The 15,680-nt window shown below is 41.7% G+C and carries 13 protein-coding genes, 1 pseudogene and 1 riboswitch; of the genes and pseudogenes, 4 read left to right on the forward strand and 10 right to left on the reverse strand.

The features are described 5' to 3' along the window. Positions 1-699 precede the first annotated feature (699 nt). Together E3K36_04810 and E3K36_04815 are read right to left on the reverse strand one after the other, a co-directional pair. On the reverse strand, positions 700-2,118 hold the full coding sequence (locus E3K36_04810) for an FAD-dependent oxidoreductase (protein ID MCF6154570.1): 1,419 nt from the start codon (positions 2,116-2,118) through the stop codon (positions 700-702). Between the two features lie 4 nt (positions 2,119-2,122). Beyond that, positions 2,123-3,313 (reverse strand): polysaccharide pyruvyl transferase, encoded by a 1,191-nt coding sequence (locus E3K36_04815; GenBank protein ID MCF6154571.1) that lies wholly within the window; start codon positions 3,311-3,313, stop codon positions 2,123-2,125. Positions 3,314-3,892: 579 nt separating this feature from the next. On the opposite strand from E3K36_04815, the gene E3K36_04820 reads away from it, so the two are divergent. After that, a complete protein-coding gene (locus E3K36_04820; GenBank protein ID MCF6154572.1) occupies positions 3,893-4,117 on the forward strand; it encodes a DUF433 domain-containing protein in 225 nt (74 codons plus the stop codon). 704 nt (positions 4,118-4,821) lie between these two features. Here E3K36_04820 and E3K36_04825 read toward each other — a convergent pair. From E3K36_04825 to E3K36_04840, 4 genes are all read right to left on the reverse strand, one after another. Further along, positions 4,822-5,892 (reverse strand): hypothetical protein, encoded by a 1,071-nt coding sequence (locus E3K36_04825; protein ID MCF6154573.1) that lies wholly within the window; start codon positions 5,890-5,892, stop codon positions 4,822-4,824. A 277-nt stretch (positions 5,893-6,169) separates the two neighbouring features. After that, a complete protein-coding gene (locus E3K36_04830; GenBank protein MCF6154574.1) occupies positions 6,170-6,400 on the reverse strand; it encodes a type II toxin-antitoxin system HicA family toxin in 231 nt (76 codons plus the stop codon). Then, positions 6,378-6,653 (reverse strand): type II toxin-antitoxin system HicB family antitoxin, encoded by a 276-nt coding sequence (locus E3K36_04835; GenBank protein MCF6154575.1) that lies wholly within the window; start codon positions 6,651-6,653, stop codon positions 6,378-6,380. The genes E3K36_04830 and E3K36_04835 overlap by 23 nt, the downstream gene beginning before the upstream one ends. A gap of 198 nt (positions 6,654-6,851) precedes the next feature. Continuing rightward, positions 6,852-7,058, reverse strand: a complete 207-nt coding sequence (locus E3K36_04840; GenBank protein ID MCF6154576.1) for a hypothetical protein — start codon at positions 7,056-7,058, stop codon at positions 6,852-6,854. A gap of 295 nt (positions 7,059-7,353) precedes the next feature. Here E3K36_04840 and E3K36_04845 point away from each other — a divergent pair, with 295 nt between their 5' ends. Further along, the gene (locus E3K36_04845) at positions 7,354-8,241 is read left to right on the forward strand and encodes a hypothetical protein (GenBank protein ID MCF6154577.1); all 888 of its coding nucleotides are present in this window, start codon (positions 7,354-7,356) and stop codon (positions 8,239-8,241) included. Positions 8,242-8,537: 296 nt separating this feature from the next. Here E3K36_04845 and E3K36_04850 read toward each other — a convergent pair. Further along, a pseudogene (locus tag E3K36_04850) lies at positions 8,538-9,493 on the reverse strand (CapA family protein). Positions 9,494-9,872: 379 nt separating this feature from the next. After that, positions 9,873-9,975, forward strand: a riboswitch (cyclic di-GMP riboswitch). Between the two features lie 472 nt (positions 9,976-10,447). On the opposite strand from E3K36_04850, the gene E3K36_04855 reads away from it, so the two are divergent. Together E3K36_04855 and E3K36_04860 are read left to right on the forward strand one after the other, a co-directional pair. Next, positions 10,448-12,109 (forward strand): heme protein, encoded by a 1,662-nt coding sequence (locus E3K36_04855; GenBank protein MCF6154578.1) that lies wholly within the window; start codon positions 10,448-10,450, stop codon positions 12,107-12,109. Positions 12,110-12,256: 147 nt separating this feature from the next. Beyond that, positions 12,257-13,222 carry a hypothetical protein gene (locus E3K36_04860; GenBank protein MCF6154579.1) on the forward strand — a complete coding sequence of 322 codons (966 nt, stop codon included), beginning with the start codon at positions 12,257-12,259 and terminating at the stop codon, positions 13,220-13,222. 120 nt (positions 13,223-13,342) lie between these two features. On the opposite strand, the gene E3K36_04865 is transcribed toward E3K36_04860, so the two are convergent. The 3 genes from E3K36_04865 to E3K36_04875 all read right to left on the reverse strand — a co-directional run bounded on the left by E3K36_04865 (position 13,343) and on the right by E3K36_04875 (position 15,616). Next, complete coding sequence (locus E3K36_04865; GenBank protein MCF6154580.1) at positions 13,343-14,008, reverse strand: alpha/beta hydrolase; 666 nt, start codon at positions 14,006-14,008, stop codon at positions 13,343-13,345. Between the two features lie 121 nt (positions 14,009-14,129). Then, positions 14,130-14,813, reverse strand: coding sequence for a phosphoribosyltransferase (locus E3K36_04870; GenBank protein MCF6154581.1), 684 nt, complete (start codon positions 14,811-14,813; stop codon positions 14,130-14,132). A gap of 326 nt (positions 14,814-15,139) precedes the next feature. Then, on the reverse strand, positions 15,140-15,616 hold the full coding sequence (locus E3K36_04875) for a response regulator (GenBank protein ID MCF6154582.1): 477 nt from the start codon (positions 15,614-15,616) through the stop codon (positions 15,140-15,142). Between the last annotated feature and the right edge of the window lie 64 nt (positions 15,617-15,680).

Consider the following 15,680-nt stretch of genomic DNA (forward strand, 5'->3'; position numbering starts at 1 on the left):
AAAAAGGTTTTGAGAAGATCCCAATCTTCATTCATCATGGCTTTGTTCTCCTATAAGTAGCGGGATAATTGTTATAAAAATACCATGATGAATAAAATTTGTCAATAAAACAAGTTAGCGCTTATGGAGCATACCCCTGCCTGGCCGCCGCATGAGTTAACTGCATTGCCCTTTGGAAATAACCGTGGTTTGTTCCGGCAATATAAATCTTTCTTTTTCGAATGCCCGATAACCCGTGATAATATAAATAGCCAAGCCAATCCTGAGCCTGAGGAGAGCTAAAGGAGAGCTAAAGGGAGAGCTAAAGGTGTCGGATCTTTCAAAATGACAATTTATTTATCCGATTTGTTCATCAATTTTTTTATCAACAATAAAGATACGTCCTCTTACGTCTTTATTTTTCCCAGTGTTCTCTGCGCCCTGTTGAATTGTTACATGATTTGAATACAAGACGGTGTCTTAAAGAAGGTACACGAGTAAATCCCGGATCTTTTTAACTACTTTTGTTTAGCTCCGCTTTATTTATCAGTGCATCTTTTAAAATACCTGCAACTGTTTTTTGCACCTTCTTCTCCCTCAAAGTTGAGTAGGATGGGTTAAACGAAGTGAACCCATCAGGACAATGATCTCGTTGGGTGCGCTTCGCTTTACCCAACCTGCAAAACTGATATACCTCCAAAGAGAAAACGCGGTTTCCTATCATTTCACATGACCGAGATTTGCACCTTGACGCAAGAGTTCTTTCTGGATATCCACTACCGGTATAGCTCGTAACGTTTTACCTCTGAGAGATGCAAACGCAGCGCATACCCCTGCTGCCTGCCCCGTTGCCATAGAGGCAGGTATTATACGGTACGAAGCATGGGCTTCGTGGGTGCCCGAAATACAACGGCCGGCAACAATGATCCCCTCAACACCTTTCGGCAAAAGGCAACGCAGGGGGATATCATATGCTTCCCCCGGAGGTAGCCGTTTAAATTCCGTTCCTTTGCCTTCGGGATTGTGCATGTCTATAGGATATGTACAGCGTGCAATAACATCAGGAAATTTGCGGGCATTCAATACATCGTTTGCCGTGAGTTGATAATCTCCCAGGATTCTTCTTGTCTCACGCACACCAATATTTACCCCACTTTGAGCAATATATGTCTTCTCAAAACCTGACACATAACGGCGTAAAAATGACGCGATCTGATGCATCTGCCGGCGGCTTGCACATTCTGCATATGTCAAATCCCATACATCAGTACCCAGCATCTTCGTTACGCGCGTGCTGTTCACACTTACCTCTCGTTCGTGCGGAGTTGCAAAAAACAAGATATCTTCCCGTTGCAGTTCGAGTTCACCTGCATCGGTAGCCTTACGGATAAGGTCCCAAAGCCCGTGAACACCGTACCATTGGTCAGGATGTTCATTTACATATGCCTTAAAAGCCGTGCGGTCAAACTCTACCAACCGAAACATTAATGTCATAGGCTGCACCAGTCCATCTTGATCCCGCCCTATTTCATATTGGGCTCCTGCCCGAGCTGCCACGTCACCATCACCGGTACAGTCAATAACAACCTGCGCCTTAATTACTACAGGGCCGGATTTTGTCTCGAAAACAACCCCTCTCTTCCCCTGATCACCAACAATATCACTTGCGAATGCATGCAACAAAATATTTACGCCAGCTTCATCCATCATTTCTAACATAATGAGTTTGAATATCTCAGGATCAAAGGGTACCATATGGCCTGTTTTAGGAGATGGCGGAATAGCTCCCCCCGATTTTATCAGGCGGTTGATCAGCTCCTTAAACACACCTGCTATTACAGGTTCACCCGGTCCATGGTCTGTGGGGAATAGCGTTGTGGCGGCAGGCTGTTCTTGGGTCGGATGTTCTGTATAAGTTGATGCTAGAGGCATAACCAAAGCTGCTGTTGCATTACCACCAAGGAAACCATAACGCTCGGCCAAAATGACCTTTGCACCTGCCCTTGCAGCACCCAGAGCGGCACCCAGTCCTGCCGGACCACCACCAACGACAAGCACATCTGTCTCAGCAGCAACTATCGCAGAACGGGCTGGCAAATTGACAGAAACAGGATGCATCGGATGGGAAAGTACAGGCACCCCCCTACCCTCCTATAAGTAATTTATCGGATGACTTTCTTGTTAAACCTTCTTTTCGCTTCCGGCCTTCCTTCAGTAAGCGTACCAAAAAAGTATTGTTCTCAAGGGCACGCCTTTTCAGCCCTGGAAGAGCACGGTTGATTTGCCTCTGCAGCAAACGCTGCTTATCCCAGGATCGGTCTATATAAGCTATAAGCCTGCCAGCGTTCACTAAATTGAGAGGAGGCATTATCATGTGTAATCCCTCAATAAACCCGCTAATTTTGGATGCATACGGCAGTGCAACAAAAGGTACCCCCTGGATCGCCGAGAAAATGAGAAAATGCAAACGCATACCGACTGCAAATGACAAATGCCCAATGATAGAGAGCAGTTGTCCTGACGTATATTCACCTTTCAACACGGTGGCCCGTGATGCACGAAGCATACGAGCAACTACCGCATGGGACTGCTGCATATCCTTCACAAGCCGCTCCATAGGAATGAATATCACATCGGCATCGAAACGATCCACCATATAATCAGCTGCATCTGCTAAAAGCGCATGATAATGATCTTCGGAGATATCCGGGGCAGCGAACCCCGGCTCACGGACAGACATGCCTATCATACAACGTTGTCCATCGAGATGCTCCCTTTTTAATGTACCGGGTGGCAGAGGCTCAGGCTTGAGAAGAAGTGCGGGGTCCGCTGTCACCACGATCTCACGACTCACTCCCACTTCCTCCAGTGCCTTCTGAGCATCCCGCTCACGAACAGTCACTATTGTTGCCCTGTTCAAACAATCCCGCACCATTTCCCTGGTAGTTGGGTCATTCAGTGGTCCGACACCTACGGCATAGACCATTGTCGGCACGCCCTTCTCTTGCGCCAGTACTACTTCCCGTAAGTATATTTTCACCTCCGGATCGAATAAAATTCCTCCTCCACCAAGAATCATAAGATCGAGCCGTTCAATCTCAGGAAGTACCTCATCACGGGTTATGTTACGAACCGGTACCGCCCGCTCAACATGGTGCCGTCGTAAAGTATCTTCAGGATTCCGTGAAAATACGGTAATCTCCACGGGCAAAGATTGACGCAACTGAGTAATAATACTTTGCAATATTGCCTCATCACCCAAATTCAGACCACCGTAGGACCCCGATATGCCTACCTTAAAAATATTTTTTTTATTTTTATTTTTTACTTTCATAAGATATACCTGATAGCCGATAAGTAGTATTACTTATACTAAATCCTGCAAACAAGGCGAAGCATTATTGCAGGATTAGGCATAAAAAATGTGGAATCTCCAGGGGAATTGGGACTTGAGAACATTTTAAATGAGATTCACCTTTTCAGTGAAGAATATAACACAAAGAGACCGCAGAATACAACCGAAAATCAAGGCGGAGATGAGGGGAAGGATTAACATTACATGCAGGACTTTTACCCATCCGTGCTTGACCGAGTCAGGATGAATATTCTTTGTGCCTATTCTTGTCTGTTACTACAGCGAAGAAGAACCCATTCTTTTTGCTGGTATGGTAATCTACGATATTGCATTATTTCCTTACTATGCCAAATTAGATTGTTGGGTTTCGTTCCTCAACCCAACCTTACGAGACTGTATCGAGATTAAAGGTAAATGTATTCCTAGCATTATTGCTGTTGCTGATTTTTCAATATTGATAAAAACACTGTATTCAGGTATATTTTGTGTCACGCTTCTACAATCGTTTACCCTCTTATTACGATTTAAAATACTTTACTTAAGAATTTCAAATCGAATATGAAATATCAAGAAATAATAACAATTGAACCTGGGAAACGCTGCGGTAAACCGTGTATTCGTGGTATGCGCATCACGGTATATGACGTATTGTCCTATTTGGCAGCCGGTATGACCACACAAGAAATACTAAAAGATTTTCCCTACTTGACGAAGGAAGACATTCAGGCATGTTTGAGCTATGCAGCAGACCGTGAGCGTCAGTTGCTGATAACGCAGTCATGAAGCTCCTTTTCGATCAGAACAACAGATGCAAGAAGACACAAACGCCGGGATTCTTTTATTTCAATAAATTAAATGAATATAAAACCCACAAGGCGGACGCCTGAAAATATCCAGAGAACCGTAGGATTCAAAGGATTCAACCAGCATTCCGTGTCGGCGATTATTGCATCCACAGATCCAAGAAAATACAAGGTTCAAGGGGCATGAGGAATTTTAAAAAGAAATTTTACCACAGAGACACAGAGGCACGAGGAAAAACAGAAAAATCAATGATAAATCACAAATCAAGGTGTGACACCACAACCATTGCCACAACCATGACTCGTAATTGAGCTTGCAAAGGGGAATTATAAGATTGTTTCTTTTTTCGCAGACTCAAATAAAATCGGTACGGTTTTATTCCATAGCTCAACTACGGATAAAATACTTAATGTTGACTAACCGTCATTAGGGCTTTTACCTAATTTTGTAAAGGCAATCTTTGAAAAGCTAATAGAGATTAATAAGAACGGAACGAACATTTTAATTGTTGAACAAAATGCTAAAAAGGCCCTCGAGATATGCCATAAAGGGTATGTCTTTAACATCGGCACGATTGTCCTGCAGGGCAAAAAAGAAGAACTTGTCCACGAAGAAAAAATAAAACAAGTATATCTTGGAGGGTAAAGCTTATTAATTATTATAAAAAGATTGATTGGTTGTTATTAATCTAAAGCCGATGTATTGGTACAGTCGGGCCATAAATAAAGGGAATTTTGATAGTTAAGTATAGTTCTAACAGGACCATCTTCAGAAGCAACAAACGCAATCGAACCTGGATGATTACCAACAAATTTTATTGCAGATTTATGTCTAGTTCCATAACCAGATACAGAGATATCGAATTTTTCAACATTTGGATTTTTTTTTGTAGGCCCTAGGAATATATTTCCTTGCCAATCATTTGAGTTCAAATGAGTACCAAAATAAAGCGGTTTAAGTTCCTCATCAATTATAAGTGCTCCGTCAATACCGGTAAGTTGTACTAACAAATCGATGTGGTCACATATATTTTGAAGTATGATTCCCTTTATTTCAGGGTCTGATTCATTAATAAGATCATAGAGGAGTTGAATTCCTGAAATAGATCTCTTAAATTTAAAACCACCCTTAATATCTTTTTCTGCAGAATCAATAGTTGATTTGGGAAGCCAGATTATTGTTCCTCCTCTTAGAAGGAGTGAAGTCTGGGTGTAAATTTCAGTTAAACAATCGCGGTACGATAACCAATATGAATTTCCAAATCTTTTATATCCCTGATGTTTCTTGATGTACTCTAACAAATATTCAATATATATCTGAGATGCCGTAGGACCAGGATTTGATTCGTAAAACTTACCATCTTCTAATCGCCCAATGATAAAATTCCCAAAAGAAATATCTACTGAACCTGGTTTATTATTACTAACAATTAAGTACTCTGGAATAGCACTACATTGGCCAACCTTATTAATAAGTGATAAACGGGCCCCGTAAGAGACAAATCCATTTATAATGAATTTGTTTGCGTTCTTTGAAATGACTAATGCTGTTTTTGTTTGGTCAAAAGATAAAGACAGTTTACGTAATTGTTCGGAGGTTAATTCTAAAGGTAAGTTAAATGGCAAATATAATACGCTACTGTACCTGTTAAACGTCAACGAAGCGTTGGATGTATCGGTATCTACCAACATGATACGTGTTTTAATTGCTTTTCCTTCTTCTGTCTTTAAACTTACAAAAAAAAACAATTTCAACCAGTTTAGCTAAATCCTCTTGTAGGGGTTTCTTCTTTAGCATTTCAGGACGATTGGTAAATTTGGCAGCATTTTCCCATTTATTAATAATCTCTTCATAAATACTTTGGTTAAAAAACATTAATTAATAGCCTTAATTAAATAATAGATTATTACTGTTTTATTTTTTTATCATTTAAGGGAAAGGTGTCGAATCCTTGTTATTGACTAGTGCCATAATGGGCAATCATTGCTATAGGCTCCTTACTCTATGCTTACTATACTCCTCTCCTTAATTTTACAGGCAATTCCATTCATCTGCAGTAATTTCTTTACCTATTATTTCTTCTACTTCACGTATCATCATTCGAAGCTGAGGAATAGAGTATTCAGAATTAGATGGAATTGACAGACGATGCCGTTTATAAACCATAAACTGATGTCTTGTTCCAGAAAATGGCCCATCAAAACCAAGTATTCGTAACCGACAAATGAAATCCCGACGTTTACACGGAATCCATCGGCTCACTCGTTGGCTCCCTATTTAAATCAATCTCTCCAATTACAGGTAGAGAATGTCCCAGTTTTAATCCTAACAGAATCCAATCTTCGAGTGTTGAACGTAGTTCATTTTCACACTCTCTTAAAGTATTTCCAAAGGCTATAACTCCTTTACAAATCGGAATTTTTCCGGCAAATGTACCGTCTTCAAGCTTGTCATAAAGGGCCTGTGCCATAGCATGTTCCACATATTCGCTCAGGACATATCGTATTGCAGGCATATTTAGCCCTACTGAATAAGTACCAACAATATTAAAGGATTAAATCTAAGAAAGGGGAGCTCTGGTGTTATTTTTCTATCATTTTAGACCTTTTGAATATGCAAGTCAACATGTTTAGTTCTTTACGTTAACCGCGGTGAATCCATCGGCATAATGGTCTTCCTGATAGAGAAACAAAAGAGAGCTTAATGCCTGATTCTACGTGGGAAGCAGACACCTTTCCTCAACAGCAAGATGAGAAAGGAATTTACTGACTTCATTTTGTCCCATGTGTAATGGATGCTGTTTTTCGTGAAAAAGGATAAATCGTTTAATCAAATGAACAGAAGCTTCTTCGGTTCTCATTCTGTAGTGTTTTACCCGAATCGCATCACGCACCTGATCAAAGATTTTAGGTTTGTCCATAAATTTCTCTCTTTTTAAGTAATTTTTTACTTCTAACAGATGAGTTTTTCACTCATTAAAAACTTGACATTGTTTTGCCAATTATTTAATATTTTGGTAAATAGTCTACAAACTTTATTATATGCCAAAATGGCCGTATAATAAGTCACTTGCAAACGTATTATATGTACTAATAGCCGTAATAAGATGGCTATTAGTACGGATACTTAGTATTAGGACTGAAGACTTGGTAGTCGGACGCTTGCTAAACGACGTGGTTCATGGATCTGGCTTGCGCGCCTGGATATGGAGAGCCTTGAGCGCCCTTGGGCTCGCTGGCATTACCTATCTCATTTGGGTTTCCTTCAATTGGCCGCTGACACAGAATGTCGTTGGCGGGCTCTGTGCTAGCCTTGTTGGCATCGGCATTTTGTGGCTTTGGAGGGAGTATCGTGCTTACAGTCCCATCTTTCAGTTTTGGAACGAGGTATTCCCCGAGGTCCCGCCAAAGCCATTGGAGATTGTGCTTGGGTATCGGGTGAAAAAAGATGAACAGCGCGACATGGGGTACGGACAGGCGATGTCTCTGCCATTGATCGCGCAGACGCTCCGTGCTTTGGGTGTGGACTGGGCGGATGCACCTGTGAAATACAGCGACCAGTCTGTGCGTGCTGATGTAAACTCCGTGATTATCGGAGGGCCCGTAACAAATCAGCACACAAAGGCGATGCAGAGCAGCCTTAGCCTGCCCTACTGCTTCAGTGACATCACCGACAGCGCCCCAACACGGAGGCTGAGTTCTACTCATCACCAAACCGAGTATGTTGCCAGTATTGCCGAAAACAAAGACTGTGCAATGATCGTTGTATGGCAGCGGACCACCACATCTAGGCACATGTTTATCGCTGGGGGCAAGCGCCTTGGTGTGCTAGCGGCTACACAACTAGTTTGCCAGCCCTCAAACCTGAGGTTGCTGCTCCAGAAAAAAGGAAAGATCGAAGGGTCCTTCCAGGTTGTTCTGGGTGCCACAGTGGATTTCGCCCATGAAAAAGTTCTTGCCATAGATGTTGACACGCTAAAGATACTGCCCGTTGGCTGCCCATCTGGCGTCGCGCTTAACAACGGTTTGAAGGTGACGAGCCGGCTGGCCGCGATGGCGCAGACGAACGACCAAATGTGTCTAGGGCAAGGCCAGCGCGTCTAAGGCGTCGGCTCGCAGCTTAATCCGACCGTTGGGCGCACCAGACCACGGACAACAGCACGATACAGTCTCTCGATCTCTCGTGTGGCACGCGATCACGCAGTTCGGTACTGGTACTAAAACAGTCATCATTTTCAAATAATGACTAGGATGTCTTTCGGTGCGAATATCCTAGATGAATGAGCGATTGACTCAATATCCTGTAGGCTCAACGAGCATTAGCAATTTTGGGAGGCAACAAACATGACGAGACTGAAGTGGAAAGAGTTAAGTAGGATGGGTTAAGCGAAGTGAACCCATCAGCATACCAAAATCTCGATATATTGCCCTTTTTCATCGTATCTGGCTGGTGTCTTAAATTCAGCGCTGAGCTTTTGTATTTTCCCTGAAATTTCCCTTGCTTCTCCCTGCGTGGCTAACCGTGCCTGAAAATCACGAATAACGGTTGGGTAAAGCCTGAGCCTATAAATTTGGGAATCGCGTGTTTCTACGGTAAAGATGAAAGACTGGTCGTTGCGCTCTATTTCGTCAACTGCATAATCATCGATAAAATCACCGGCGCCATAGATAATCGGTCGACCCTCATATAGCTCTATACCCTGAAAGACATGGCAGGAATGGCCAAAAACAACATCTGCACCGGCATCGATCAGGGGTGACCAAACGGGATGTGGCCGGGCCGGGGGTCGATAACCCCAATTCGGCCCCCAATGAGTCGAAACAATCAGAAAGTCAGCCTCTTTTTTGGTCTGGCGAACAAGCTCAAAAAGCCTTTTTGCACGATTATCATGAATATTAACCGGAATATAAAAGACACCAGGCATTTCTGTGGTGGATTCCCAATCCGGCTCATTATCAGTAAAGGCAATAAATCCAATCTTTATTCTTCCTATCTTAAATAAGGCAGGTCGGGATGCTTCGTCGAAATTGACACCGGCATAATGAATACCCGCGTCATCCAAAATTTTCAACATATCAAGCATTGCATCATATCCGTAATCTAACGCATGATTATTAGCCAGAGAAACAACATTAATTCCAGCGATTTTCAATGTTTCAATATTCCTTGCATCGGACCGGAAGTGAAAGACCTTGGGTGTTATAATCCATGGAGAACCCCGATTAGAAATCACACATTCGAGGTTACAAATTCTTACATCGGCATTTCGGAAAATCGGCAGGATATCACCCAGGGATACTCTGGCGGATTTTCCTGTAAAATAATGAAATTTATCGTTCGAAGGATGCTCGACATGATTTCATCCGTGCATGGTAAGCATGTCGAACCATCGCGACGAAGTCCGTGCCACCCTTAATATTATTTCTGAACACAAACTGAGCGTTTTTTATCCCCTTCCCCCTAACCCAAACGGTCCGGAATGGAATATACTGTGAAGATAGTATACAAACAGGAAAAACACTACTAAAATAAAAAACTCTTCCGACTCGTTCGGGTTAGGAAAAATTCCATAAAATGTGAATTGTTTTTGTATGGTATGGCACCTTTGTTTCTATAAATCATCGTGAATAATATAAATAACACCGAACTCAAGATTATGTTTTTTACTTGACAGAAAATTTTTTTTATGCTTTAGTTATTCAAATTTGAAATTGCTCTATAAAATTGAATTTGTTTCCGATAAAGGTAAACCCTGAGCGATTAGGGGGCACAAAGTAAAGGGTCTTTAGACGAACCGTTGAAGTTTTAGTATTGGATAAGACAGCCTTACTGCCGAAGATGTTGTTGATATCTTTGCAGTAAGGCTTTTTTTATTTTACAGGTCTTGTAAAGAATACGTATTGCTCAGAATAAAGCCATCTACTTCTTTATTTTTTGTTGGTTTTGTCGCCTTGTTGGTTTGTTATCTTTTGGGATTCCATTTCCATCACTTTGACAATTTCTTTATAGTTTGGATTTACCAAGCAGCAACTATTTCAGGTACAGTTTATTCCCGATCACACGATACCGGGGAGGTGTTGAGATCGTCTTGCTTAACACAAATCGCATTAAACCTTTTCTGATATGGAGACACACGTGAATTCAATTAGCAAAATTCTTTTGTTAATTTTTAATACCAGTAACTGCTCTTTGTTCCTGTTAAGGAATGCATCAGGCACGGAGAGACAAAGCTTTGTCCGTTCAACCCTAAAACCTGCATAAATAAAATAAAAATCCTATAAACTACGTGTACGAAAAAAGGAGAGGAAGATGAAAAAGATTCATTTGTTTCTTGTATTAACAATATGCCTTTTCTATTTAGGATGTGAAAGAATTAAAAAAACATTTGAACCGAAAGAGGAAGTACCCGAAGTTACTGTGAAAGAAGAACCAGAAGTTGTCAAAAGAGAAACATCAGAATACGCCAAAGAAGAAGCACCTGAAGTTGAGAAAAAGGAACCGGAAGAATTAGAAATGTCTGCATTATTAAAATTATCAGAGGAAGATATTGCAAAAGAACTCTGGCAGAAAATACAAAAGGAAAACTATCAGCATAATTGGAAACTGTGGCCGGACAAGAAGACTTTCTATGAGGCAAAAGAACCACATGGGCCTTTACTCACTACATACGTGAATGACATTTCATACGATACTATTATAAATAAAAAGGGGAAGATGCCGTTTGATGCAATAATAATTACTGAAAATTACACGTTTGATAATAGTCTCATTTCCATAACAGCGATGCGAAAAATAAAAGGTTTTAATCCTGTAAACAATGATTGGTTCTGGGTTGAGTTTGAACCAAGTGGCAAAGTCATGACGATGAGAGCAGACGACAAGATTATACAATTAGCTGGCAAAATTGCCACCTGTATCGAATGTCATGGGAAACAAGCCCATAATGACTATATCTTTACACGTATACTGAGAGATATAGAGCAGGAAACACTTGAGGCAAAAAAACGGGAAGAAGAAGAAGTAAATGCCATAAGAATTGCCAAGGAACTCTGGGACAAAATGAAGGAAGAAGATTATCAGGCAAACTGGCAGATGTGGCCGGACAAACAGGCTTTTTATGAAGCAAAGCAACCGCATGGAGCTTTGCTCACAACATACGTAAATGGCAGAGCTCATGATACGATTCTCAATAAAAAAGAAATAATGCCTCCTGGTGCAATTATTATTGCAGAAAACTATACCTTAGGCAAAAATCTCGCCTCTACAATCGTGATGCAAAAAATAACAGGTTTTGACCCTCAAACTCATGATTGGTTTTGGGTTCAATTTGACCCGGACGGGAATATTATGACAGAAAAAAAATATGGAGAGATCATACTCCAGGCGGGAAAAGTCGCACGGTGTATTGAATGCCATAGGGAGAAGGCCGACAATGACTTTATTTTCACAAGCCCTTTGAAGAAAACAGAGAAAGTCGAAGGAGTAACACCCGAAGTTAAAAAAACAGAAGAAATATCAGCAGAAAAAATGGCAAATATTCTCTGGAATAAACTGCAAACCGAAAATTACAGGAAAACCTGGCAGATGTGGCCAGGCAAGCCGGTTTTTTATGAAGGAAAAGAACCGCATGGATATTTTCTCACCACCTTTGTAAATGACATTGCCCATGAAATAATTAAATATAAAAAAGGAGAAATGCCCTCAGGAGCAATAATTATTAAAGAGAATTATAGGCAGGATAAAAACATTGAATCAATAACTGTAATGCAGAAGATAAAAGACTTTAATCCCGATTCCAAAGATTGGTTCTGGATTAAGTTTGAACCAGGTGGCAATGTAATGACGGTACAAAAGGAAGGCGAAACTATAAAGTTGGTTGGTAAAATTGCCAGCTGCATTGAATGTCATGGCAAACAGACCAGTAATGATTATATTATGACAAGTCCTTTGAAGTTAGAACATACGTACTAACCTTATTGAATTCAGAAATTCGAAACAAATTCTAAATTCGAATGTTCGAATGCTCAAAACATTTTGTATGTTGAATTTTATTCATTTGAATGTGTTTCATTCACCATCTCTGCCCGGCATGACATCATTCCAAAAGAGGGAATAGGTATGGAGAATAAAGAACCTGAAGAAACAGGAAAGAAAATTTGTTTAAGCTGGAAGGACATACTTGCATGTTATATTGCTCCATTGGGAAGTATAATTGTTGCTATAGCTATTGGGATTTCAGGGTTCCTTGGTTCCAGCTATTTGAGAGAAAGGGCTGCTTCTAAAGCGCGCACTGAAAAGGGTTACCTGACTGTGGAAGCATTGAGAATATACTCGGAGTTAATGAGCAAACGGGAAGTGGCAGATAATGAACTTTATAAAGAGATGTTTGATTCAATTATGAGATCGTATTCTGAGGCTGATAAAATGCCAACAGAAGAACTCTTATTAAATCTTAAACTCCTTGCCTATAATTTTAACGAATTATTGAATATTAAACCCTTTTTTTTATTCCTCAGGAATAAAATTTTAAATTCCTATGATTTGTCCCGTGAGGAATATTTAGAAGATTTGAAGTACATTGCACAATGGGTTGTTACGAGACAGATATGGGTTTTGGAAGGAGATGGGAAATGGTTTTCAAGAACTATTGATTTGGATTTACTTCACCAAAACCGGTCATGTCTTCTGCTCAAAGACGAGACCCTCATACTGGAAGGAATAGAAAGAAATTTTAAAATTGCAGTATTAGAAACTAATACTGCAATGAAAGAAATAAAGGTTAGATTAGAAATCAAAACACCAAAAGAATCAAATCATGCACCTGTCATAAAGGTAGCGGAATTCTGGATAGGCTTCTTTGACTTTCCCATGATTGATAATATTCGTTTGTCCCATGACCAGAGGTGTGCGGTTGTATTGGACCAACTTTCAGAAACATCCGCAGATATTACTTTAGTGACATTTCCCGGTGCGCTTGCAGGTATGAAAGGGAAACCATATTACCAGAAAGCAGTACAACATATTCTTGAAACAGGTGAAGTTTTTGGTACCGAAGGATTAAAAAAAACATGGTCACTTGAATAAATAGTATCAATTAATTTGATAATCATGAAGGCGTTCGTAAAATAGCAGAAAACAAGCCCGGGCTTTCCTATATTCTTCAACTCTGCTCAGACACCAGGAGGCGAGAGGATTGATTTGGGCTTATGCCTGTGAAGTGAAGTATTTCGTAAACCAATCACAAGCCAGTTGTGCCACCTTTTCCAATGTCCCGGGTTCTTCGAAGAGGTGTGTGGCGCCCGGAACGATGACCAGCTCTTTGGGACACGTCAATCGTGCATATGCTGTTTCATTCAAGGGGATAACCGGTTCGTCATCACCCCCTACGATAAGCAGGGCAGGAGCCTGAACGAGGTGCAAATATTCCATAGCAAGATCGGGACGTCCCCCGCGGGAAACCACGGCGGCAATTTCTTCGGGCTCCCGTGCTGCTGCCTGAAGTGCGGCAGCGGCACCCGTACTTGCCCCGAAGTAACCAATCTTCAACCCTTGTGTTTCCGGCTGCTGGCGTAACCAGTGGGCATTAGCTAAAAGGCGATCGGCCAGGAGGTCTATATCAAAGACATTCTTGCGGTCCAAAGCTTCCGGTTCCTCCAGGAGGTCTGTCAGCAATGTGGCAATACCCGCATCCTGGAGGATTCGGGCCACAAAATTGTTGCGCGGGCTGAAACGGCCGCTACCACTGCCATGAGCAAAAACAACTATCCCTTTTGCCTGAAAGGGTAAGCCAAGGATGCCCTGAAGATGTACAGAGTTTGCAGGGATTACAACTTCTTTTTCATTTTTTCCGATTGATTTTGGTCGAGTCATGGCACATTCCTAACGCGGCATAGCCGCAACCAAAAAGAGTTACCTGGTACTGAATAGCAAAAACTTACAAATAAAAGATATTTTTACAAATACTCTATTGCGAGGTCAACACATAACTCTTTCAGTCGTTCACAGGTTTCTGAGGTTTGGATCGGGCCCAATTGCGGCGAAGGATCGCAACGGCCTCCTCATCGCTCACCTGGTCAAAATCGCGGTACCATGCACCAACAGAAAAGAAGGATACTGGTGTGCTGAGAAATATCATTTCATCAGCAAAAACGCTTAACATATCGACACTGCTTTGAGCAGCGACCGGCGCCGCAGCAACGAGCCGCGCAGGATTACGCCGGCGCAGACCTTCCAGCGCGGCGCGGAAGGTATATCCCGTTGCAATGCCATCATCGATCACAATGACAGTCTTTCCAGTGACCTCTGGCGCTGGCCTGTCACCACGGTAAACGCGCAACCGCCGTTCAATCTCCTCCTGCTGGCAGGCAATCTCACTATTCAGATAATCTGACGAAACACCCAAAGCACGAACCAGCTCTTCGTTAATGATGCTAATGTTATCGCCGTCCACCACTGCACCAATACCCAATTCAGGTTGATAGGGGGCCCTGAGTTTACGGACGATAACGACATCCAGGGATGAGGAGAGGGCTTCGGCGACTTCATCCGCGACCACAACGCCCCCGCGCGGGATGCCCAGAACCGCCAGCGGCTGATTGCTATAGCCGCGTTTCATGAGGACTTCAGCTAATTGACGCCCGGCGTCACGCCGGTTTTCAAAAATTACATTTTTCATTATGCCCTCCACTTAGATAAAAAATACACCTTATCGCTCATATGTCAATTCAATTTTTTTCAGAAGATGGAATCCGGCCAGTACGGCGTCCTTATCCTTGATGAAATCAACAGTGCACTTAAACTGAGGTTGATGTATCCAGGACAGGTCAGAATATCATCCGGCATAAACCACCCCTGATACACCTTGTTCTAACGAATTGGGAGCCTATCCTCAAATAATTGATCTGGCAGTACCATGAGTGAAATAAAGGAAGTGAGGCATGCTTACAAAAGTGGATCAGACCTCAACCGGGAATTGATTCTTGAAAAGTAATTCCAGAATTTTTATGTTTTAAAAAAGGGGTATTGCTTACTATCACAATAAAAATTTCTGGCTAGTTGCCGCACTGCCTTGTTCAACTTGAAAAAATCGATTGGTTTACGAATATAGCTAATGGCACCCAATTTATAACCCTGAACCAGGTCTTTATCCTCTTTTGATGAGGTAAGAATAATCACCGGGAGCAGCTTTGTCCGCTCATCTGCACGTATGCTGCGCAGTACTTCCAGACCTTCAACTTTCGGCAATTTCAAATCCAAAAGAATAATCGCAGGCATCACACTCATATCTCGTCCTGCGTAAACACCTTTACCAAATAGATAATCCAGCGCCTCTTCGCCATCACGGGTCACTATTACCTCATTGTTGATATAATTCCTTTTTAGCACACGTAAGGACAATTCCACATCGTCCTGATTATCCTCCACCAGCAAGACAACTTTTACTTGTGGATTTGAGATTGAAGATTGTTGATTTATCATTGAATTACATCTTTTAATACTTTTGATTCCCTGCTTCGGATTTGAGATTGCCAGGAATCAGTCA

Origin of the sequence: Candidatus Brocadia sp. (genome assembly GCA_021646415.1) — a bacterium.
In the GTDB taxonomy this organism is placed as follows: domain Bacteria; phylum Planctomycetota; class Brocadiia; order Brocadiales; family Brocadiaceae; genus Brocadia.

What these genes read in the sequence shown, in the direction of transcription:
- E3K36_04815 (MCF6154571.1), bottom strand. Translation starts at nt 3,313, where the DNA reads ATGAAAGTAAAAAATAAAAATAAAAAAAATATTTTTAAGGTAGGCATA.
- E3K36_04820 (MCF6154572.1), top strand. Translation starts at nt 3,893, where the DNA reads ATGAAATATCAAGAAATAATAACAATTGAACCTGGGAAACGCTGCGGT.
- E3K36_04835 (MCF6154575.1), bottom strand. Translation starts at nt 6,653, where the DNA reads ATGCCTGCAATACGATATGTCCTGAGCGAATATGTGGAACATGCTATG.
- E3K36_04840 (MCF6154576.1), bottom strand. Translation starts at nt 7,058, where the DNA reads ATGGACAAACCTAAAATCTTTGATCAGGTGCGTGATGCGATTCGGGTA.
- E3K36_04855 (MCF6154578.1), top strand. Translation starts at nt 10,448, where the DNA reads ATGAAAAAGATTCATTTGTTTCTTGTATTAACAATATGCCTTTTCTAT.
- E3K36_04860 (MCF6154579.1), top strand. Translation starts at nt 12,257, where the DNA reads ATGGAGAATAAAGAACCTGAAGAAACAGGAAAGAAAATTTGTTTAAGC.
- E3K36_04865 (MCF6154580.1), bottom strand. Translation starts at nt 14,008, where the DNA reads ATGACTCGACCAAAATCAATCGGAAAAAATGAAAAAGAAGTTGTAATC.
- E3K36_04870 (MCF6154581.1), bottom strand. Translation starts at nt 14,813, where the DNA reads ATGAAAAATGTAATTTTTGAAAACCGGCGTGACGCCGGGCGTCAATTA.
- E3K36_04875 (MCF6154582.1), bottom strand. Translation starts at nt 15,616, where the DNA reads ATGATAAATCAACAATCTTCAATCTCAAATCCACAAGTAAAAGTTGTC.